This is a genomic window from Gimesia maris, assembly GCF_008298035.1.
Lineage (GTDB): Bacteria > Planctomycetota > Planctomycetia > Planctomycetales > Planctomycetaceae > Gimesia > Gimesia maris.
This window is the reverse complement of record NZ_CP042910.1, coordinates 698,376-720,644: the sequence shown is the minus strand read 5'-3', so window position 1 is coordinate 720,644 and position 22,269 is coordinate 698,376. Positions and strand designations below refer to the sequence as shown.

Here is a 22,269-nt window from a genome sequence, read left to right as displayed (position 1 = left end):
TTGTGACTTTTTTGCAAGGCATTGTAATTTTTACCGCAATTTTCGCGTTTTTTGGGATCCCGTTTCTGCAGACCGGCGGGGGTGACGAAAGCGAGTGAATGCAGAGGTTTTCAGGAGCAGACGGGAACTGGTTGTGTACTTTTCTGTTGCCGGGCAACTATAATAGAGTAGAGGTCCGCCGCTGAGGCACGATCCTTAACACGGGCGATCAAAATCACCCTTAAGATTATAATACCAAACGACTTAAACCCCTGCAGAAAGACATTCTTTCTTAAATCACCCACCTTGAACATTTTTACAGAATCTCTTTCTGTGACTCTAAAAGTATCCGTAACATCAACAGTCAGGCCCTGCTGAATTGATTTCGTGTAGCGAAATCAGCCCCCCGGTTCAGCCTGTAACGCTGCAGCAGTGAGCTGTAACAGAATACCATAGACAAAACCTTCTATTCGATTGAGACACATGAAACAGATATGCCTCGTAACTCTGATCGCAGTCCTGTCACTGTCAACCGGCTGCCGCAAACAGGAAGAAATTACCTCTTACACGGTTTCTAAAGGTGCTTCCTCTCAGAATTCTGCTCTACCTGACATGACGGCTGCTCCTGCGAAACCAACGCGTATGCTGGCGGCCATCGTGCCCGGCAGTCCGCAAAACTGGTTTTTCAAAATGACCGGAGAGCCGGATCAGGTCAAAGCCGAATTCGACAACTTCATTCAATTCATGAAATCAGTCACACTCAACGGCGACAAACCGGAATGGAAGCTGCCTGAAAACTGGACTCAGGAACCGGGCAGTTCCATGCGATTTGCGACTCTGAAAGTCAAGGAGACTGACCCTGCAGTGGAGCTGTCTGTGATTCCACTTCCCGCGGGCAGTGATCAGACAGCGGACTTACTCTCCAACATCAATCGCTGGCGCGGACAGGTGGGTCTCGACTCGATTTCAGCAGAGGACATCAAGGCGGCTGCCGACAAATCACCCGCGCTCGACACCGAACTGTTCACACTCAAATCAGGGGATGAGACCATTTCGGTCGTCAGCCTGAACGGAATGATGGCCGGCAACCCGATGAGCCGTGCCCCGTTTGCCTCGGGCATGATGGGGGGCCCGGGAGGTCCTGCAGCAGGCCCGGCGAATCCTCCAGCTGCTGCCTCAATCAAATATGAAACTCCCGAAGGCTGGCAACCGGGTCGCAGTGGCGGGATGAGAAAAGCTGCTTTCAACATCACCAGTGGCGACGAAACCGGTGAAGTCACCGTCATCGATCTGAATGGAGAGAGCAATCCGTTACTGCTGAATGTCAATCGCTGGCGGGATCAGGTCGGCTTGAAAGACATCACTGAAGCCGAACTTCCCCAACAGTCAGAACAGCTCAAGGTCGGCGATCTGGAAGCTACTTACGTCAAGCTCATCGGACCGGAAGATGCAAAACCGCGTATCGCAATTTTAGGAGCCATCATTTACCGGGATCACCTCGCCTGGTTTGTGAAATTCACAGGTCCGGTCAAGCTGGCCGAACAGGAACAAGACCGCTTCAAACAGTTTGTAAAATCGATCCGGTTTGAATAACAGCTGACGACTCCCTCACTCAACGAACTTTTTACTTGAGTTTTCAATTCAGGATACAAGCATGGCAACCAATACCCTTCCCGATCAGACAGACGAAACGGCGACACGCGGATCCGATTCCGGGGAAACCAACTTCAATGAAACATTCCTGAAGGTCCTGTCGCCTCTGTCTTCGTTGAGACTGACGGTGGTGCTGTTTGCAATGGCCATCTTTATTATCCTGGCGGGTACCCTGGCCCAGGTGAATAAAGACATCTGGGTCGTCATCGACGAATACTTCCGTACCGGTATTGCTAAAATTGAGTTCAAAATCTTTTTCCCCCCTTCCTTTTTCCCGAATCTCGACCAGCAGAATATTCCCGGCTTTATCTACTTCCCGGGAGGCTGGCTGATCGGCTTCCTGATGGGCTTGAACCTGTTCGCTGCCCACCTGATTCGTTTTAAAGTGCAGGCAAAAGGGAAACAGCGAACTATCGGCTGGACGATTATCGCCGCAGGATCCCTGGTGACGTGGCTGGTGATCATCAGTGGGGCCAACAAAGATGGGTTCCAGGGATACTCGCTGTTGAGCTGGCAGGCACTGTGGTGGCTGCTGGAAGCGGGAGTCGGGGTTGCGACAGTCGCGGGGTGTGTCCTCTTTTTTTACATCGACAAACATCGCAGAGCAGAACGTGGCTTGATCCTGGGAATCACGATCCTGCTGGGCTGTCTATTAGCCTGGTTTATTTCCCAGGGGCAGGCGGCACGGTTCAGTGATGCCTCCATGCGGATTCTATGGCAGTTGATCAAAGCCACTTTTGCAGGCTGTGTCCTGCTCTCCGGTTGTATTTTCCTGTTCAAGAAACGGGCGGGCGTTGTGTTACTGCATGCCGGCGTCGGCCTGATGATGCTCAGCGAACTGATTGTCGGCACAATGGCCGTCGAAACCCAGATGACCATCTCCGAAGGCCAGACCACCAACTTCGTACATGATATCCGTGAGATCGAACTGGCCATCATTGATGAAACAGACCCCCAGGAAGACAAGGTCACCGTCATCCCCAAGTCGATTCTGCTGGCAAAACAGCAGCAGGTTGTCTCTGACCCGAAACTCCCCTTCGACTACGAGCTGGTCAAATATTATCCGAATGCGTCCCTGCGTAAAGTGAGTTCTCTGACTCCTGAAGAACAGAAAGAGACCAAGAATCCCGCGACAGCCGGAATCGGCCTGGACTGGATCGCGTTACCGATGCGGAGTGCCAGTGGTACTGACATGGGGGGCGGCGTCGACACGCCGGCTGCCTATATTAAAGTGATCGACAAAAAATCGTCTGAGACTCTGGGGATCTACCTGGTCGACCTGGAAATGGCGTTACAGGAAATCGGGCAGCCGGTGGTCGTAGACGGCACACCCTATCAGCTCTACCTGCGTTTTAAACGATATTACAAACCTTATTCCGTCACGCTCAACGATGTCCGCAAGGATGATTACGCAGGCACCAACACGGTAATGAGCTATTCTTCTGACATCAAACTGGTTGATCCGACCAACAATGTCGATCGGGAAATCAAAGTCTGGATGAACAACCCGCTGCGTTACAGTGGCGAAACCTTTTACCAGAGCGGTTACCATGCTGATCCGACCACTGGAAAGGAAATGACAACCCTGTCCGTCGTCACGAATGTCGGCTGGATGATTCCTTACGTCTCCTGCATGATCGTGGTGGTGGGCATGCTGTATCACTTCATGATTACGCTGTTGCGATACTTAAACCGTCGTGAAAAACAGCGAAACGAGCCATCAGACGTCAATGAGTTTATACCAACTGGCAAAGAAAATGATCTGGCCTGGCAGAACCGGGCACGCCTGCAGGAAAAACTGACAAAGTACCTGATCCCGGCTCTGATTGTCGTAATTTTTGGCGGCTACCTCATGAGCAAAGCCCGGGTACCGAAACCGGATTCCAATAAGATGAACCTGTATGAATTCGGCCAACTGCCGATTTTATATGAAGGCCGGACCAAGCCCGTTGATACCCTGGCTCGCAACAGTCTGCGAATTATCTCGGGTAAACAGGAATTCACAGATCAGGACGGCGAAAAGCAACCGGCCATCAAATGGTTCCTGGATACCATTGCCAAACCACAGGATGCCTTTGAATACCAGGTCATTCGGATTGAAAATCCGGATTTACTCACCACGCTCAAGCTGTCCAAGCGCGCTGGCTTCCGTTATTCGTTTGACGACTTTATCGAACAAATGCCTGAACTGATGAAACAGTCTGATCTGGCACGAAAAGCGGGTAAAGGGAATGCGACCCTGTATCAGTCACGCGTACTCGATCTCGAAAAGAAAATCGGCACCGTTGACCTGCTGATTTCATCATTCAAACCGCCGGAAATCCGGGCTGAGTCGGCCCGCGATGACCTGATCGAAGCGATCCGCCGCCATGGGATGCTGGAGCGTCGCAACCCGCCCCGCGCCATTCCTCCGGGAGGCGAAGGTGAGAATGATGATCAATGGCAGACTTATTCGTATGCCTGGACCCGCGACCTGGTCAAAGCCAGTTTTGCCAAGGATAAGGAAAACGAAGCCACACAAGCCTGGACGAAAATGCTCGTGGCGTATGCCAGTGATGATGTGAGTGAATTCAATAAAGAGGTACGCAACTACCAGATCTGGTTGAACAAGCACAAAGCAGATCTGCCACACACCAGCCTGTCCAAAGTCGATTTCGAAGCATTCTTCAATCACTTTGAACCCTTTTTTTACTGCTCTGTGCTCTACATATTCGCATTTGTAATGGTCTGTTTCTCGTTCCTGTTCTGGCCCAGACCGTTGGGCAACGCGGCGTTCTGGCTGATCTGCCTCACATTCTTTGTGCATACTCTCGCGCTGATTGGCCGGATTTATATTTCGGGACGACCACCGGTTACCAACCTGTATTCATCGGCTGTCTTTATCGGCTGGGGAGCTGTACTGGCGGGAATTGTCATTGAAAAAATCAATCGACTGGGCATCGGCAGTTTACTGGCCTCGGTCGCTGGATTTTCGACACTGCTGATTGCGCACATGCTCGCCGGCGATGGTGATACGTTTGCCGTGCTGCAGGCAGTCCTGGATACACAGTTCTGGCTGGCCACCCATGTGGTCTGTATTACACTCGGTTATGCGGCGACTTTTGTCGCGGGTCTACTCGGCGTATTCTATATCCTGTGGGGTACCTGTACTCCCCGCATGACGGCAACGGCAGGCAAAGAAGTGATACGCATGTTGTACGGCGTCCTCTGCTTTGCGATCATCCTGAGTTTCTTTGGTACCGTGCTCGGTGGTCTGTGGGCCGACGATTCCTGGGGCCGCTTCTGGGGCTGGGATCCTAAAGAAAACGGCGCATTGATCATCGTGCTCTGGAATGCACTTGTGCTACACGCACGCTGGGGTGGCATGGTCAAAGACCGTGGTCTGGCCATCCTTGCGATCGGCGGAAACATCGTCACCAGCTGGTCCTGGTTTGGTGTGAACGAACTCGGTGTCGGACTGCATTCTTATGGTTTCACCGAAGGAGTCCTGAAAGCGCTGGGGCTGTTTATGCTCTCACAACTTGCCGTAATGGCTGTCGCACTGATCCCACAGAACCAGTGGTGGAGTTTCAAAAAGCGAGATGCCTGAGTGAAATCTACACGCAGTGGAGTGAAACATTGAACGATGATAGCCCGTATCGGATTGGTGGGCACGATCTGTTGACCCGTTCAAGTAATGGCACAAACAGTGGTAATACCGTTCGCAGTGGATACAGGCTGGGCAGTACTTTGAAAATTGCAGACCGGCCCTCTCTGTCTGCAAATAAGACATAATATGTTGCCTTTGATACTGGGTTTGAGTTTGGTTCAGAATACCAGTGACTGGCTGTTCCCCTCAATGTCACACTCAAATGCTGATCATCTTAATCCGCAACAGCATCCTATTTTGACTCACCGAACCTGAACAGGACCTGTTCGAGACTTGTGAACCACTGCAAATAATTGCAGTTCAGCGTGTGGAGCCTTTTAGACGACTGAGTTGATAACAGCTTATTCTTACTGGAATGGACTCCATGAAACGCATCTATCTTGCTTTATTGATCTCACTCTGTGCGCCGTACTCAATATCAGCTGAGACTCTCGATCCCATTGTGGAGCCATCGGGTGTTCCGCAGGAAGAGATCAACGGGGATGTCTCTGAACTTTTCGGCGATTCTGGCTGGTTTGGCCGTTACCGGCCGCATTTCGGGTACCGCTACGAAGCCGGCGACACCATCGGACGCATCGGCGGGCTTTCCTCCTTTGATGCCTTCTTCCCATTGCTGGAAGGGGAAGACAGCGACTGGCTGACCTTCATCGACGCGCGACTGCTGCTGGGTGATGACAATCATAATCTGGGTTCGAATGTTGGTGTCGGTGCCCGTCAATATATTCCCGAATACCAACGCACCATCGGGGCCTATATTTACTACGACACCCGTGATGCAGGTTATGCCAGCTTCGATCAGGTCTCCGGTGGTATCGAAACACTGGGGGACATCTGGGATGCGCGGCTCAACTGGTATGTCCCTACCGGCCAGACACGCAATCAGTATGCAACGACACACACCAGTGGTGGGAGCTATAAATTCGTCGGTCATTATCTGACGGGGGGTACTTTTACCCGTTACTATCAGGCCGCAATGAAAGGCCTGGATATGGAAGCAGGTGCCAAATTCTACTCCAACGAATCAATGGACCTTCGCGCCTATGCAGGCTGGTACCATTTCCAGGCCAAAGGCAGTGAACAGGCCTGGGGTTGGAAGTCCCGGATTGAGAGCCGCATCTCTGATATGGTTTCATTGAATCTGGGCGTGCAGAACGATCGGGTTTTCAATACCACCGTCAACTTTGCTGTCGGCATCCAGTGGCCCAGTATCACTGGCCTGCGAGGAGGCCCCCGTTCTGACCTGAAAGCCTGGGATCGACTGGGTGAAAGCCCCGAACGACTCCGCAGCATTGTCGTTGCCAATCAGGAAATTCAGGACTCGGATGGCGGCCTTGTCATCGATCCGACCACGGGACTGCCTTTTTACTTCATGCATGTCGCCACCGGCGGAAACAGCGATGGTTCTTATGAAGACCCATATGCAACACTGGCCGCCGCCTTTGCTGATCCGCGCACACAACAGGGTAATGTGGTTGTCTACGATCACCGCAACGGTATGGAAACAGGCGACTTTACTCTCGCAAACAACACGCAGGTCCTTTCAGCAGGACCGACGCAGTTCATCACTTCCACCATCGGCCAGATCCAGTTACCTGACTCCGGCACTGGCATCAACCCCGATATCACGGGTAGCTTCACTCTGAATAACCGCAGCGTGCTGTCCGGGTTTGATATCACCACCACTGGTGCTGGATCTTCGATTATTGCCAATGGCGTGGGGAACCTGATGGTCTCAAACAATACGATCAATCATAACGGAGCTGGTACGGCTATCAGCCTGACAAATTTAACAGGCCCCGCCACATTCGACCAAACCCCCCTCACAAAAACGGGTGGTCTGGGCGTGTCAATTACGGGCAGCCAAAACGCGGCTGATGTGACCTTTACCAACAGCTCCATTACGAATACCAATGGGAATGCAGTCGTGATTGCGAATTCAGGCGGAACCATTGAGTTCGGTCAAATCACAACCAGCAATGGATCGACGGCCGTTGATATCGACGACAGCTCAGCGAATATCACTATCGCCGAGTTGAACACCAGCAACACCACTCTGGCACCGCTGGATATCAATAATGTAAGCGGGAGCGTCACACTCAACGGCGGGACACTCAATAACAGTGGGTTCTCAGGCGTCCAAATTGCTGACTCGAAGAATGTCACCATCAAAAACACTACCATCAACTCACCAACGACATATGGTATCATCGGATTGAATGTTGAGAACTTCAATTTCTCTAACAATACGATCAACAATGCCGACTCTGATGGCATCTCGGTGAGTGGTAATGGAAACGGTACCATCAGTGGCAACACGATCAGAAGTATTGTAACTGCCTTTAGTACCGGTATAGACGTCACCCTCAATGGAAATTCGAACGTTGACATCGACAACAATACCATTACCAGTGTGATTGCGCTTGCCGGTTCGGGAATTGAAGTCACAGCCAGTTCCGGAGATGTGACGACTCGAATCAGAGACAACCAGATTACCAGTTTCGTGGACGCCTTCGGAAATGGGATTGATTTTACCAGTAACTCAACCGGCGTCGTAAACACCACGATTACCGGTAACACCATCACCAACACAATTGGCGCCTTCGGCGATGCCATCACATTCCACGGTACTGCGAATGGGGTGATGACGACCAACATTTCCAACAACACAATCAACAATACCGCGGGGGCCTTTGGAAATGCGATCAACGTGATTTACGATGATGGCTCCGCCACGACGACGATCTCGCAGAACACGATCGACTCCGACGATCTGGTGAACCTGTTTGGAACCAGTATCTATCTCAATTTGAATACAACAGGGACAACCACATCATATATCACCCAGAACACCATTTCCGATGACAACAATGCGGCCCTGTTTACAGACGGGATTGCCCTGGACATTGATCGAGGCGTGAATCACAGTGCCTTCATCAACAATAACCAGATTGCGCAAACGGGTGGACTTTTTGATGACGGAATTGAGATCCTGCTGAATAACGCATCAGGCGCCTCGGCAACGGTGCAGGTGCAAAACAACCTGTTGAATGGCAGTGCCGGCGTGGGCGGTCGCGGCCTGGATGTCGCTGTCTTCTCACCCGATACGATCTTTATGGATGTCACGGGGAATACAACGGACACTGCACTGGACTTCTTCGCCGGTGTGGGCGGTACAATCAACATCGACGATCTGCCGAACCTGCAGCCAAACAACAATGGTGCCACCATCAATCTGCTGGGACCGGGAACCATCCAGAACACTCCCTGATCTTTGTTGAATCAATGATCTGACAGCTTGTTGTAAGCCGAACACTTCACTACACATCCTGTTTTAACTAACCGGAACAGGCCGCTTGTTCACACATGTTTTTTCTGAACTTTTCTTCAGCCCTCTCAATTCTGCGTCGAAGATTTTTCATAGGCTTTAAAAGTAATGTGCTGCATCAAGTGGAATGGACTCCATGAAACTATTTTCTCTCGGGCTGCTGATTTTGAGCTGCGCCCCCTGCTCGCTCCTGGCTGATTCTTCTGAGACACTCCCCGTTCCCGAAACACAAAACGTGACCGGTGATGTGTCAGAACTCTTTGGCGACTCGGCCTGGTTCAGGCGTTACCAACCGCATTTCGGCTATCGCTATCAGGCCGGTGATACCATTGGTCGGATCGGGGGCCTCTCTTCGCTGGATGGTTTTCTGCCTTTACTTGAAGCGGAAGATGGCAACTGGCTCACATTTCTCGATGCGCGACTGTTACTGGATGATCAGAACCAGAACCTGGGGTCCAATGTGGGCTTTGGTGCCCGTCAGTACCTGCCCGAATGGGGACGCACGATCGGCGGATATGTGTACTACGACACGCGCGACACAGGCACGCGCAATTTCAGCCAGGTTTCAGGCGGTATTGAAACGCTGGGCGACCTGTGGGACGCGCGCCTGAACTGGTATGTGCCTACAGGCAGCAGACGCTCACTGGTCGGCACGTCACACACGGTTGGAGGCCCCAGTCAGTTTATCGGGCATTATCTCTACGGAGGAATTCTGACCCGTTACTACCAGGCCGCAATGACCGGCGTGGATATGGAAGCGGGACGAAAAATTTTGACCAGTGACTCGATGGATGTGCGGGCGTTTGCCGGCTGGTATCATTTTCAGGCACCCGGCAGTCAACAGGCGTGGGGGTGGAAAACCCGCGTAGAGAATCGCATTTCAGATATGGTCGCATTGAATCTGGGTGTGCAGAACGATCGCGTGTTCAATACGACGGTTAATTTTTCGGTGTCGATTTCCTGGCCGAGTATCACGGGACGACGCGCTGGACTGAAAGCCGATATTCCGGCTCGCGACCGACTGGGGGAATCGCCGGAACGTCTCCGCAGCATAGTAGTCGACAACCAGTCCATCCAGGATCCCAATGGGGGACTGCTGATCAATCCTGCCACGGGGAACCCGTATTACTTCATGCATGTCGCCAGCGGAGGGAACAGCGATGGCTCTTACGAAGACCCGTATGCCACGTTAGCCGCCGCCTTTGCCGATCCGCGGACGCAGGCCGGTAATGTCGTAGTCTACGATCATCGCAGCGATTCGGAAACCGGCACATTCACCCTCGCCGATCAGACCCAGGTGCTCTCGTCCGGCCCGACCCAGTTTTTGAACACCCAGATCGGACAGGTCAGTCTGCCCGATTCGAATACCGGTCTGACTCCCCAGGTCACAGGGAATTTCATTATGGGCAATAACAGTGTGCTGTCCGGGTTTAATATTACCAGCGGCGGTGCCAACCCGGCTGTCATGGCGGATGGCGTACAGAATATCACGATTGCCAATAACACGATTACAAACGGTTCGACTTCAGGAATTGCCATCGCCAATTCTCAAGGTATAACCATTCTCAATAACACTCTGCAGGACGTCAGTGACGACGCCATCGATATCGAAGACAGTTCCGGTACTATTACGGTCAGCAATAACACGATTAAAAGTGTTTCGACAGCTTTTGATGACGCCATCAATGTAGAGCTTAACGGTGATACGGACCTGACAGTTGACAACAATATCATTTCCAGTCTCGTACAGACTTCTGACAACGGGATTAACGTCTCCACGACCGTCGGTAATATTACGGCCCGGATTCGCAACAACCAGATCTCCGGCGTCGACTTCTCGCTGGCTGGAGGAATTAAATACACGGGCAATTCTACTGGTTTGGCACAGACGACGATCACTGACAACATCATCCTGAACGATGACGACAGTATTGCTGGATCAGCCATTTTCAATGGGATCCAGGTCAGTTATCTGAACGGGTCGGCAATTACAAATATCACGAATAACCAGATCGCCAGCAACGATCATGCCACGAACGGCAGAGGAATCTGGCTGAACTATCAGACCAGCGGAGCCACAACAACCACCGTCAATAATAATATCCTCTCCGACTACACCGACTCTAACGTCTTTTACTACGGCCTGATTGCCGAAATAAACCAGGGTACGAACCATGACTTTTTCATCACCAGTAACAGGATCGGCCCCAACCTGTTTAATGTACGTGTCGATGTGAAAAACGGGGCAGCGGCGAATATTCGGGTCACTCAGAATATCTTTACAGATAATGCAGGCACAAGTGGCGACCTGCTGATCTATTCGGAAAATGCCGGCTCTGATTTGACCATGTCAATCTTTGGTAATACGGCTCACAAACCATTCGACTTCACGACGAATTCCGGAGGCATTATCAGAATCCAGGACCTCTCGGATCTCTCAGCCAACAATAACGGCGTCACCGTCAATACTACGGGTAATGTCGTGAATGCTCCGTAAGAATATTCGCATTTTATTCATCGCAGCCACGTGACTCCAAATAAGGTCAGGGTTTCGTATCTACAATCGGCCGATGTCGTTCGATCTGGGATTTAAAATCGCCCAGGCTCTGCCAATACAGCGGGTGATTCAGATCGACTTCAGTAACCGCGACGGTACCCCAGTCTTTCGCCTGTGCCAGCGGCTTGCCATCATGTCCGTAAATCGCGGAAATCATCCAGTTGGAAGAGGTATCCGTATAAGTGCTGCTGATGACGTACACATGATTTTCGCAGGCACGTGCAGCACCGAGCAGGGGATTGCAGCCCCAGACCGGCCAGGCGATGACCTCGGCTCCGTTCTTGCTCAGTTCGCGGGCGACTTCCGGAAAGAAGCCGTCGTAGCAGACCATCATGCCGACTTTTCCGAAACGGGTTTCAAACACGGGATACTCGTTCCCCGGTGTGACGCCCCCTTCGATCTCGCCGCGGGGAAGGGTGACTTTGCGGTACTTGCCAACCACTTTTCCATCGGGGCCAATCAACACCGCGACGTTATAAACCAGATGCGCTGCCCGTTCGTAAAGCCCGACGACAATATACAGGTCATGCTTTTTAGCAAGCTCTCCAAAGTATTGTGTGGAAGGTCCGGGAATCGGCTCCGCGGTTTCGGCATAGGATAAACCAGTGCCGTAAACGGTAATCGATTCCGGCAAAACAACCAGATCAGCTTTCTGCTCCGCAGCCTGCTCAATCAACTTTGCGAACTGGGCGGGTTTGTCACTCGGCTTTTTCCCTGCCTGGGGACGATGATGGATTGTCGCCAGACGTACAATGCGGGGCTGCAAATCTTTGGTCTGCTTTAAATTGATATCGCTCCACAGAATCTGTGAATGAGGGGGCCCCCAGCGAAAATGTAATTCGACTTGAACCTGCGTCGCGTTTTCAGGAGCCCGATAGACACCGCCAACCTTCGTCCAGCCGGAAACCATTTCCTGATCTCCGGGAAATTCGGGTTCCGCCCGCGGATGCTCTCCCGGTCGATAGGATGCGAAAGAAGGTTTATCCCGCTTGACCCGCTTTCCGTTTTGATCGAGCCAGATCAGACGGGCGGTACCGGCACGGCGGACCAGTTCGATGCCTTCAGTTTTTCGCAGCGCCGAGAATTCATACGTTTTCCCCCCGGCGACAGGGAACGATTTCTGAATATGCCCCATCAAACCTTCGCGGCCATCTGCCTGGATCAGGAAGGCGCCGCGCTGATCGGGGCCGGCGTCCGCTTTCCAGGAAATGTCGGGACGCAGTTCTTCGCGAGGCGTCTTCGCCTGCCAGCCATCCTGCAAACCCGGTTCGCCTGCACGCCCAGTCTGGCAGACAATCAACAAGACAAGAAAGAACGAAATACCAGATGCACGTTTCATGAGGATTTCTCCGGGAACGAAAATCGTTTCTGAGGCAGGTTACATGAAAGAGGGTCAAAGCCTCTCTTCCAACATCGTAACACAACCGTCTTCCGAACACAGCAAATAACGCTGTTTTCTCCTGATGCGCAGCAGAACCGGATCGCGAGCCTGGTAATGTTTTATGTCGGAAATCGCCGTTTTAAATATCGTAGTACATGGCGAATTCGTAAGGATGTGGTCGCTCGCGCAGGGCAGCGACTTCCTGATTGGTCTTGTACCAGATCCAGGTATCGATCACGTCTTCCGTGAAGACATCGCCGGTCAGCAGGAACTTATGGTCGTCGCGTAATGCCTGCAGCGCGTGTTCGAGTGAGTCGGGTACGCTGGGAAGTTCAGCGAGCTCGTCCGGTTTCAGATCGTAGATATCTTTTTCCAGGGGGTGACCGGGATCAATCTTGTTCTGAATGCCGTCCAGCATCGCCATCAATACGGCCGACATCGCCAGGTAAGGGTTGGAAGAGGAGTCGGGGCAGCGGAATTCGAACCGCTTGTTTTCGGGATGCGGACTGTGCACGGGAATGCGGATCGCCGCGGATCGATTGCGGTAACTGTAAGTCAGATTGATGGGGGCTTCAAAACCGGCAATCAGACGTTTGTAACTGTTCGTGGTCGGGCAGCAGAAGGCAAACAGGGCCGGCGCATGTTTGAGAATCCCGCCCATGGCGTACATGCCCATCTCACTGAGTCCGCCATAACGCGAACCTGCAAATAACGGTTTACCTTCTTTCCAGAGGGACATGTGCAGATGCAGTCCGGAACCGTTGTCGTTCCATAAAGGCTTCGGCATGAAGGTCGCAGTTTTGCCGTGTCTGACGGCGACGTTTTTGACGATGTATTTATACCGCAGCAGATTGTCAGCCGTCTTTAACAACGGCGCGTATTTCATATCGATTTCGCACTGACCCGCGGTTGCCACTTCATGGTGCTGGGCTTCCACATCAACGCCGCAATCCATCATCGCCAGCATCATTTCCGTCCGAACTTCCTGTAACGTATCTGCAGGAGGAACCGGGAAATAACCTTCCTTATGGCGAATTTTATAACCGGCGTTCTGGGTGCTGCCTGCCTTACCGCGATTCCATTGCCCCTCGATACTGTCCACATGGTAATAGCATTCGTGCTCATTCTGATCGAATCGCACGTCGTCGAAGATAAAGAACTCTGCTTCGGGTCCAAAATTGGCGACATCGGCAATTTTGGTCGACCGCATATAGCTTTCTGCTTTTCGGGCAACATTGCGCGGATCTTTAGCATAGTCTTCGCGGGTAATCGGGTCCTGAATATTACAGGTCATCACCAGCGTATTGGACATGAAGGGATCCACGAAGGCGGTATCAGGCTGGGGAACGACCAGCATGTCGCTTTCATTAATCGCTTTCCAGCCACGCATTGAGGAGCCATCGAAACCAAAGCCATCTTCGAAACTCTTCTCTACCAATATCTTAGCAGGAATAGTGAAATGTTTTTGGGTTCCAGGGAAATCCATAAACCGTAAATCAACGGCTTGAATTTCACGTTCACGACAGAGGGCGAGCACTTCCCGAGGAGTCATCTTGTTTTCCTGATCTGAGTAAGTCATTCCTTGAAGATTCTATGGTATTACAAAATATCTTAATAATGCAAAACATATACCATTCCTGAAATTTGCACAATTATCAGGCATTATGTACCGTTCGTACATGTTCTTTCTGATCTGACGGAGCTCTGTTTCCCTCAAAATGACTGGTTCTCTACCGTTCCAGAGGCAGGTCAACAGAACTATACATAAGAACCATTCGAGGATGTTTTCGTTGCGCATCAAGCGTCGAATATTTTACGAAGCTGCTATCTCTGAAACTTAACCGAGGCTTCACACCACGCGCTTTACAAACAGTGACTGGCTGTGACTATAATGATGCCACTCCCGCCGGTTTTCACCAACAACGATTTTGCTTTCATCTATCCAGAGGCTTTCATGAATTTTGCTGTTTCTTCCCGCCTGTTGATTCTGATCCTGTTGTTCAATCTGACTCCTGCCCAGGCGGAAAAACCGACTGAAGATCACATTCGAAAGATCCAGACTGCAGCGATCAAGCATAAAAAGAGCCCGGTCGCCCACTGGGGCTTTGATCCGAATGACTATACCCAATGGTCCAGTCATTCCCTGCGGCTGATTCCGGTCTACACCTTCGGCACCAAAAACGGTGTACCCGGTTATAATCTGAAGTCTTACAAAGGGAAAAACAGCCCTTATCGCGACGAGAAAAAACTCGAAGCCATTTATGGATTTCTGCCTGAGAATACGCTGAACCCGAAAGCTAAATATCTGGACCAGACCAACCTCTACGATATCCAGGAAGCGGCGCTCAAAGCGGGCAAAAAGAATATTATCCTGTTTGTATTCGATGGCATGGACTGGCAGACCACCCGCGCCGCGGCTTTGTATTACAACGCGGCTGACAAGTACAACAGCGGTCGGGGAACCGGTTTCCATTTTCAGGATTATACTGCTGACGGAACAAGCCAGTTTGGCTACATGGTGACGGCACCCCACAACGATGGTTCTAACGTGGATGTGAATGGGCAACGTGTACTCAACGCCGGTGGAAAAATGCGCGGCGGATACAACGCCAAAAAGGGGGGCTCCAATCCCTGGACCGCAGGCAATGATAAAAAATATCTGATTGGCAGTCCCGGCAATAAATATGGTGAGCACGCTTACCCCGACTCGGCGAATACGGCCACCTCCATGACCGCCGGCATTAAGTCATACAATAACGCGATCAACGTGGACCCCAATGGTGCCCCTGTCGCTACGATCGCGCACGAAGCACAGGAGAAAGGTTATTCCGTTGGCGTTGTTACCAGTGTTCCCATTACTCATGCCACACCTGCTGCAACTTATGCACACAATGTCAGCCGCAATGATTACCAGGACCTGGCTCGTGACCTGCTGGGACAGACATCCATTTCCCATCCCGAGCAGGCATTGCCTGGAATGGATGTTGTGCTGGGAGGAGGCTTTGGCACGATGGAAAAACCGACCGGCGGCAAATCGCATGGCAAGAACTTCGTGCCCGGCTGGAAATACATTTCGGAAGAAACCATCAACAAGGCAGACGTCAAACAGGGTGGAAAATACACGGTCGCTTTAAGAACTCCCCAGGTCAAAGGGAAAGATGGCCTGAAACAGGCAACCGACGCCGCCATCAAAAATAAAACGCGACTGCTGGGCGTGTACGGCGTCGAGAAATACGCGGCCCATCTCCCCTATCAGACAGCCAACGGCGATTACCAGCCTGCTCCGGGATTAAAGAACAGTTCTGAAGTTTACTCTGAATCAGATATCGCTGAAAACCCGACACTGGCAGACATGACTGAGTCGGCACTCTCTGTACTCAGCCAGAACAAACAGGGTTTCTGGTTGCTGGTGGAAGCCGGAGATGTCGATTGGGCCAACCACGATAACAATCTGGACAACGCCATTGGCGCTGTCAAAAGCGGCGACGACGCATTCAAAGTGATCACGGACTGGGTGGAGAAAAACAGCAACTGGGATGAGACGCTTGTGATTCTGACCGCCGATCATGGGCACTATCTGAATATTGATCAGCCGGAAGCGTTAATCCCGCCGAAAAAAGAAGCGAAGTAAAATCGTTCGAATTCAGTTCGCCTGCAGTTTGGCTGCCGTGGGTTGAAGCAATCCGGTATCCAGCATCGCCCGCACCAGTTTCTGTGCGACCGGTCCCGCGACGCGGCTGCCGGAACCGCCGTGTTCAATCACAACGGCAAACGCATATTTCGGTCGGGTGGCTGGTACGAAACCGGCGAACCAGGCGTGATCATTTTTGCCTCCGCCGGTCTCTGCGGTCCCCGTTTTTCCGGCGATGGAAATTTCTTTCATCCGTACCGTTTTGTAACCGGTTCCGTGAGGATTCGCTACGACATCGATCAAGCCTTCGCGAACCCGTTCCAGTGTATCCGGATGAATGCCGCTCACGTAGCGCTGGGGATGCGAGATGATCTGGCGGGTGGTCGTCGTCGATTCCGCCGAGGGGACAATACTGTAAGCCAGATGTGGAACAACCAGCTCACCATTATTGGCAACGACCGCCATGAGTCGCGCGATCTGCAGTGGCGTTACCGTCAACCGGGATTGACCGATGGCGATGCCCAGCGTGTCGCCGGGATACCAGGGGGACTTTCCTTTTTTCCGGTCGGGTGAAGGATCGGGCAGATGACCGCCGCGCTCACCGGGAATATCTATTCCGGTCGGTTTGCCGAAGCCGAGTTGATCGGCCCAGTGGCAGAGCGTCTCTGGCCCCATCGTGCGGGCTGCCTGAAAAAAGTAGACGTTACAGGACTGGCATAACGCCTGTGTGAGATTGATGTCGTTGTGGCCGACGCCATAGTGGCGGTAAATAAAGTCGCGATGTCGATCAGGTCGATCCAGATATCCGCGGCAGGGATACATCTCATCCGGATCAATCTTGCCACTTTCCAGTATCGCAATGGAAGTCAGTGCTTTGAAGGTCGAGCCTGGAGGCAGCATCATCTGTGTCGCCCGGGGAAACAGGGGTCGACGCGGATCATCCAGCACTGCCTGCCATTCTTCCGGAGAGGGATTCAACAGCAGGTTCAGGTCATACCGCGGCGCAGAAGCCGTTGCCACAATCGCGCCGCTGCGGACATCAAGCACGACAATACAGCCGCCTGTAGAAGGCTCCATGGTGGGAGCATCATTCTCGTCCTTCTGCTGTGCCAGTTCGTCCAGTGACTGATCCAGCAGATTTTGAACCTCGCCTTGCAGCCGTGTATTCAAAGTCAACACGACATCATCGCCTGACTTGGGTTCGCGCACAACTTCGCTGCGAATGATTTCTCCCTGCCGGTTTTTCACCACGCGTTTTAAGCCACGCAAGCCACGCAGAAATCGATCGTACGAGCGTTCAATTCCCATTTTGCCGATGCGGTCCCCTTCCTGGTAATCCAGCGGATCTCCGTCGGGAAACCGTTCCTGTCTGGCTGCCAGGGTTTTCTCATCGATACGATGTCGTATTCCCAGTTCGTGCGGGGCGATCGTTCTCTGCGGATATTCGCGGAGGGTGGCGACCTGAATATTCACGCCGGGAAAGTGTTCTGGATGCGCGGAAATCGCCAGCGCAATCTCACGCGGAATCCCTGATTTGATCGTGTGATAATCCAGTTCTTCGCGTACCACAATGCGTTCCCGCCGCGGTCGTCGCGGAGGCCGCGTTAATGTTTCTTTCAACAGTTTCCAGAAGGCCTGCGGGTAGTCTGCCGGTTCTGTTTCAGCCGTTTCTTCGACGGATTCTGACGGCGCTGTCTCTGCTCGTTTTTTTTCTGCTCGCTCATTCACGCTGTCAATAATGTTTTCGACGCGTTTTTGAATCTCGTTACCAGAGATCAACAGGTCCTGTTGCGGGACCCGCATGACCAGCGCCAGCTCTTCCCACAACTGCAGACGTCGCGCGAGTACTTTTTCACGGGCGGCCTCGACCTTTTCTTTCTGCCGACGCTCCACGGGCTTTAACAGCGTCAGCGCCTGCTGTTTTAACCAGCGTTCATTGGGGGGTTCTTCCAGCCAGCGATAATGCACCTGCAGGTCGAAGCGTTCGACATCCATGGCCAGCACGCGCCCATCGATGGAGACAATGCGGCCGTCGCGACTGGGAATCGTCTCAAAAGATTCGGTTGTCTTCCCAAACTGCGAATAAAAATGCTCTGCATTCATCATCTGGATGAACATTAACCGTCCGCTCACCGCCAGCAGCGGCGCCAACAGTAACAGCCCCAGCAGACAGACCCGCAGACCGGGCATACGATCCACCTGAAACGGATTCCCATTCGCTTCGCTTTCTGAATTCAGATGGTTACTGCCGGGACGATTACGCATTGAATACGGTTCTGTGATTGGGACAACGAGGAATATCTACAAATGTGATCAGCGGGAATACTGCGAGGAATACCCGGCTGAAGCAGCGGGCGGTGTTCGAAGATCGACGGGAATCAGTTTTAAACCGATCAGTATCAACAGTCCCAACACGGCGGTTGCCAGACCGTTTCCTGCTGACTGCTGCACGATGATTGACAGTTCAGAGAACAGTTCTGCCCCTGCCTCCATGCGGTTCAAAACCTGGAACAGACTGTCGAATAAAAATGACAGGCAGGCCAGCAGCACAAACCGACTGAAGAGGGAACGAAGTTGAAAGTGGATCTGTACCCGATAAGCGAGCCAGACCAGCGTGGTCAGCAGAAAAACGCCGGTACCCGGAATCGCGGAATCGAATGCTTCGCAGACCAGTCCCGCCAGCAGTGCACAAAGCATGACACGCGCATCGCGGAGCCAGAATAATGCCAGACCTGTTACCAGAACGATCAGGTTCGGACGATAGCCGTCGGGGCTCAGTTCAGGAATCACACTGATCTGAGTAATCAGACAGACATATCCCAGTAACAGCAGGCTGAGTAGTTTCATTATTGGCGATCCCCTTCAATTTGCCAGCATCCGTCGCGGATTGATAATCTGTCGCAGCACACTGACCTGTTTGACTTCCGAAAGTTTCACAGCCGGCTCCACAATGATTTTCCAGTACGGCGCACCGCGAGGCAGTTCTGCTTCAACGACCCGACCGTAATACATGGGTTGCCCCAGTGTGGACTGCATGCTTAAAGGGAGCTCGCGATCAACTTCTCCCGTGTAGACATCCTGGCCGACCTGGATTGATTCGGTAGGCGGAATCTGCAGCAGTTCGCATTTGCCTTCCCCCAGCCCCACCAGGATTCCATCGGTGCCCAGTTGCAAGCCCTGCTCTGTGCGTCGGGCAATGCGTGCGGAGCCGCGATATTTGACCGATGTGATGGGAATCAGACTGCTGGTCCAGCTGCCGACTTCGTCAATTTTTCCGATCACGGCCTGCCCTGCATACAAGGCATACCCGGCTTTGATCCCCTGCGCGATCCCCTGATCGATCAGCGGGTAATCAGATTCCAGCACGAATGACGATTCGAACACTCCCTGCTCTTGTCCCTGGTTAAGAAACTGTCCTTCCCGCAACAGTGAGATTGCTGACTCGCCCAGAATCTGTGCTTCGAGCAGATCCGGAACCAGCAGGCGGTCGCTGGAGTGTGTCTGATAATTGGGAACGCCTGTCTGTTTGAGACGCTGTAACTCTTCGGAGACCTGCAGCGTCTGCAGTTCGAGTCGGCGGTTTGCCTGTTCACTTTCGTTCAACTGACGTTCGAGCTGCTCCGTGCGTGGATCGGGCGACTCCGGTTTTGCCACAGTGGATTCCCAGGCTTTGATCTGTTGAACCAGTATCAATCCGGGCCGGGCTGCATCGCGAATCAGATGATACAGTCGGCTCGAATAAACAACCGGCATGGCGTACAGGCAGCCTGAAACCAGCAGTGTCAGCAGAACCAGTTTGATTTCCGAAAACCGCGTTTCGCGTTTCATAGACTGCAGGCCCGTCCTTTAAAAATCGCCATCGCCGTTATCAAAGGCATGTCGCCACTGGCTGAGATGTTCCAGGCAGATCGCGGTGCCCCGCGCGACGGTGCGGAGCGGGTCCTCGTCCACGCGGACGGGAATCCCCAGTTGTTCGCTCATGTAATACGCCAGGCCACGGAGTAACGCGCCGCCGCCCGTGAGGACCAGCCCATTATCGGCCAGATCCGCCACCAGTTCCGGCTTACACTGTTCGATGGTCTGCTTGCAGCAGTTTAGGACGGATTCCAGCGGCCCATGTAAGGCATCGCGGAGTTCTTCACTGGTGACGATCGCTTTGCGGGGAATACTGCTGATGATATCCAGGCCTTTGACTTCGCCGGTCAGCTCCTGTTCGAGGGGATAGGCGCTGCCCAGTTCCAGCTTCAGGTCTTCTGCTGTCTGTACGCCAATCCGCAGCGAGTAATGTTGTTTCATATATTCGACAATGGCTTCGTCACAACGATCGCCGCCGATGCGAACCGAATTACTGACGACGGTATCGCCCATGCTCATGATGGCGACTTCCGTAGTGCCCCCGCCAATGTCGCAGACCATGCTCGCCATCGGTTCAGAAATCGGCAGTCCGGCACCGATGCCCGCCGCCTTGGATTCTTCAATCAGATAAACCCGACCGGCGCCGGCGCGCTCGGCACTGTTGAACACGGCCCGTTTCTCGACCGGTGTGATACTACCCGGAACGGCGATCACCACCCGGGGTCGCAGGCCGCGCGAATGATGGCGGGCCTTATGGATGAAATAGCGGAGCATCGCCTCACACAGTTCGAAATCGGTGATCACACCTTCTTTGAGTGGGCGGACGGCAATGATACTGTCGGGGGTGCGGCCCAGCATCTGCTTGGCCAGTTTGCCGACGGCGGTTCCTTTGCCCAGAATCTTGCGGCTGCCTTTATGCAACGCTACGACCGAAGGTTCGTCCAGCGCAATGCCCTCGCCCTGGATCGCGACTATGGTATTAGCCGTTCCCAGATCGATCGCCAGATCAGGACAGAGCCATTGACGTAAACGGTGCAGCATCCTTGCACTACCGCTTCTTTTTTAAAAGAATAAGTGGGCTGAACAGAATCAGGAACGAAACTCAACAAACCATTATTGAGTCGCCTGCTATTCATAAAACTTCCTGTTAAGATTGGGAAAATGTATTCGAGATGGTGAGTTTCTGCAAGATGCAGTTTCGAAACTGTGATATCACTGTAAAGACAGGCAAACCTGGCTGTTTTGCGAACTCATCAGAATTTGGATTTGGGACACCTGGTGCTATAATCCCAGTAAAATCCTGAAACAGAGAGTGAACATACTATCCATGGACGATTGGGATGAAGAAGAAGAATTTGAAGAGACGACTGCGCCGGAACAGCAATCATTCATTCTGGGTGGCTCTCTGATTTCCATCGGCATCATTGTGATTGCCTTCGGCGTCGGCTGGGGACTGGGTGTCAGCCCGCTTACCAACCTGAACTGGAACTGGACGGATCTCCTGATTGGCGTACTGGCTGCGCTGCCTTTGTATCTGTTTTTTTTCTTAACGTCCCGTCTGCCCATCAAGGGATTTCAACAGATCCAGCAGTTCCTGCTTGAGGAACTGGGTCCCCGCGTGGAACACGGTAAAGTGTGGGAACTGTTCATCCTCTGCATCTTTATCGGCCTGGGGGAAGAAATGCTGTTTCGCGGCGTGCTGCAATCCTGGGCAACGCAATACGGCGTGATTGTCGCCATCATCTTCACCAACATTCTGTTTGGCATATTACATTCGATCACGCGGCTGTACGTCATCGTGGCGACGCTGATGGGCGTTTACATGAGCCTGCTGTTGATTCTGTTCACGCCACAAAACCTGCTGATCCCGGTCACCACACATACCGTGTATGACTTCATGTGCTTTATGTACGTCATGCACGCGTATCGCCAGCAGAAAGAGGCTGAGCAGCCATACGAATCAGAGTAACAAATTTCTTTTTTCTACCACGAAAAACACGAACGGACACGAAAGAATCTGGTTGGCGAGAAGTAACAACCGTGGTTGAGAGAGAAGAATGTCGGGTGGCCTCGAATGCAATTCGGGGTTGTCGCAGACAACAGGAAACTGTCAGGGTAAACTTACGAATTGACTATTAACTCACCTCAGCACATGCTGCTTCTAAGAGCAAACCAGCGATTCACTTTCACGAACACCACACTGTCAATTTCCTGCTCGCTCCGCTCGTACCGAATTGCA

At 52.5% G+C, this 22,269-nt stretch carries 12 protein-coding genes; 6 read left to right on the top strand and 6 right to left on the bottom strand.

The window, feature by feature from the left end; translation table 11 throughout:
• Positions 1-462: 462 nt before the first annotated feature.
• From GmarT_RS02675 to GmarT_RS02660, 4 genes are all read left to right on the top strand, one after another.
• Positions 463-1,572, top strand: a complete 1,110-nt coding sequence (locus GmarT_RS02675; protein WP_002648276.1) for a hypothetical protein — start codon at positions 463-465, stop codon at positions 1,570-1,572.
• A gap of 61 nt (positions 1,573-1,633) precedes the next feature.
• Entirely contained in the window at positions 1,634-5,221 is a 3,588-nt protein-coding gene (locus tag GmarT_RS02670) for a cytochrome c biogenesis protein (protein WP_002648277.1), read from the top strand.
• 424 nt (positions 5,222-5,645) lie between these two features.
• Positions 5,646-8,549: a beta strand repeat-containing protein gene (locus tag GmarT_RS02665; protein WP_002648279.1), complete on the top strand. Its 2,904-nt coding sequence runs from the start codon at positions 5,646-5,648 to the stop codon at positions 8,547-8,549.
• 193 nt (positions 8,550-8,742) lie between these two features.
• Complete coding sequence (locus GmarT_RS02660; protein ID WP_002648280.1) at positions 8,743-11,103, top strand: right-handed parallel beta-helix repeat-containing protein; 2,361 nt, start codon at positions 8,743-8,745, stop codon at positions 11,101-11,103.
• A 46-nt stretch (positions 11,104-11,149) separates the two neighbouring features.
• Here GmarT_RS02660 and GmarT_RS02655 read toward each other — a convergent pair whose 3' ends face one another.
• Together GmarT_RS02655 and glnA are read right to left on the bottom strand one after the other, a co-directional pair.
• Entirely contained in the window at positions 11,150-12,502 is a 1,353-nt protein-coding gene (locus GmarT_RS02655) for a carbon-nitrogen hydrolase family protein (RefSeq protein ID WP_002648281.1), read from the bottom strand.
• 181 nt (positions 12,503-12,683) lie between these two features.
• A complete protein-coding gene (gene glnA / locus GmarT_RS02650) occupies positions 12,684-14,096 on the bottom strand; it encodes a type I glutamate--ammonia ligase (protein ID WP_002648282.1) in 1,413 nt (470 codons plus the stop codon).
• A gap of 402 nt (positions 14,097-14,498) precedes the next feature.
• Here glnA and GmarT_RS02645 point away from each other — a divergent pair, with 402 nt between their 5' ends.
• Complete coding sequence (locus tag GmarT_RS02645; protein ID WP_149302420.1) at positions 14,499-16,175, top strand: alkaline phosphatase; 1,677 nt, start codon at positions 14,499-14,501, stop codon at positions 16,173-16,175.
• 12 nt (positions 16,176-16,187) lie between these two features.
• On the opposite strand, the gene GmarT_RS02640 is transcribed toward GmarT_RS02645, so the two are convergent.
• The 4 genes from GmarT_RS02640 to GmarT_RS02625 are packed head-to-tail and all read right to left on the bottom strand — an operon-like array spanning position 16,188 to position 21,071.
• Positions 16,188-18,440 (bottom strand): penicillin-binding transpeptidase domain-containing protein, encoded by a 2,253-nt coding sequence (locus GmarT_RS02640; protein WP_002648284.1) that lies wholly within the window; start codon positions 18,438-18,440, stop codon positions 16,188-16,190.
• 48 nt (positions 18,441-18,488) lie between these two features.
• Positions 18,489-19,022: a rod shape-determining protein MreD gene (gene mreD / locus GmarT_RS02635; protein ID WP_149302419.1), complete on the bottom strand. Its 534-nt coding sequence runs from the start codon at positions 19,020-19,022 to the stop codon at positions 18,489-18,491.
• 15 nt (positions 19,023-19,037) lie between these two features.
• A complete protein-coding gene (locus GmarT_RS02630; RefSeq protein ID WP_149302418.1) occupies positions 19,038-20,003 on the bottom strand; it encodes a rod shape-determining protein MreC in 966 nt (321 codons plus the stop codon).
• Positions 20,004-20,021: 18 nt separating this feature from the next.
• Positions 20,022-21,071, bottom strand: coding sequence for a rod shape-determining protein (locus tag GmarT_RS02625; protein ID WP_002649119.1), 1,050 nt, complete (start codon positions 21,069-21,071; stop codon positions 20,022-20,024).
• Between the two features lie 286 nt (positions 21,072-21,357).
• Here GmarT_RS02625 and GmarT_RS02620 point away from each other — a divergent pair, with 286 nt between their 5' ends.
• The gene (locus GmarT_RS02620; RefSeq protein WP_002649120.1) at positions 21,358-21,999 is read left to right on the top strand and encodes a CPBP family intramembrane glutamic endopeptidase; all 642 of its coding nucleotides are present in this window, start codon (positions 21,358-21,360) and stop codon (positions 21,997-21,999) included.
• Positions 22,000-22,269 lie beyond the last annotated feature (270 nt).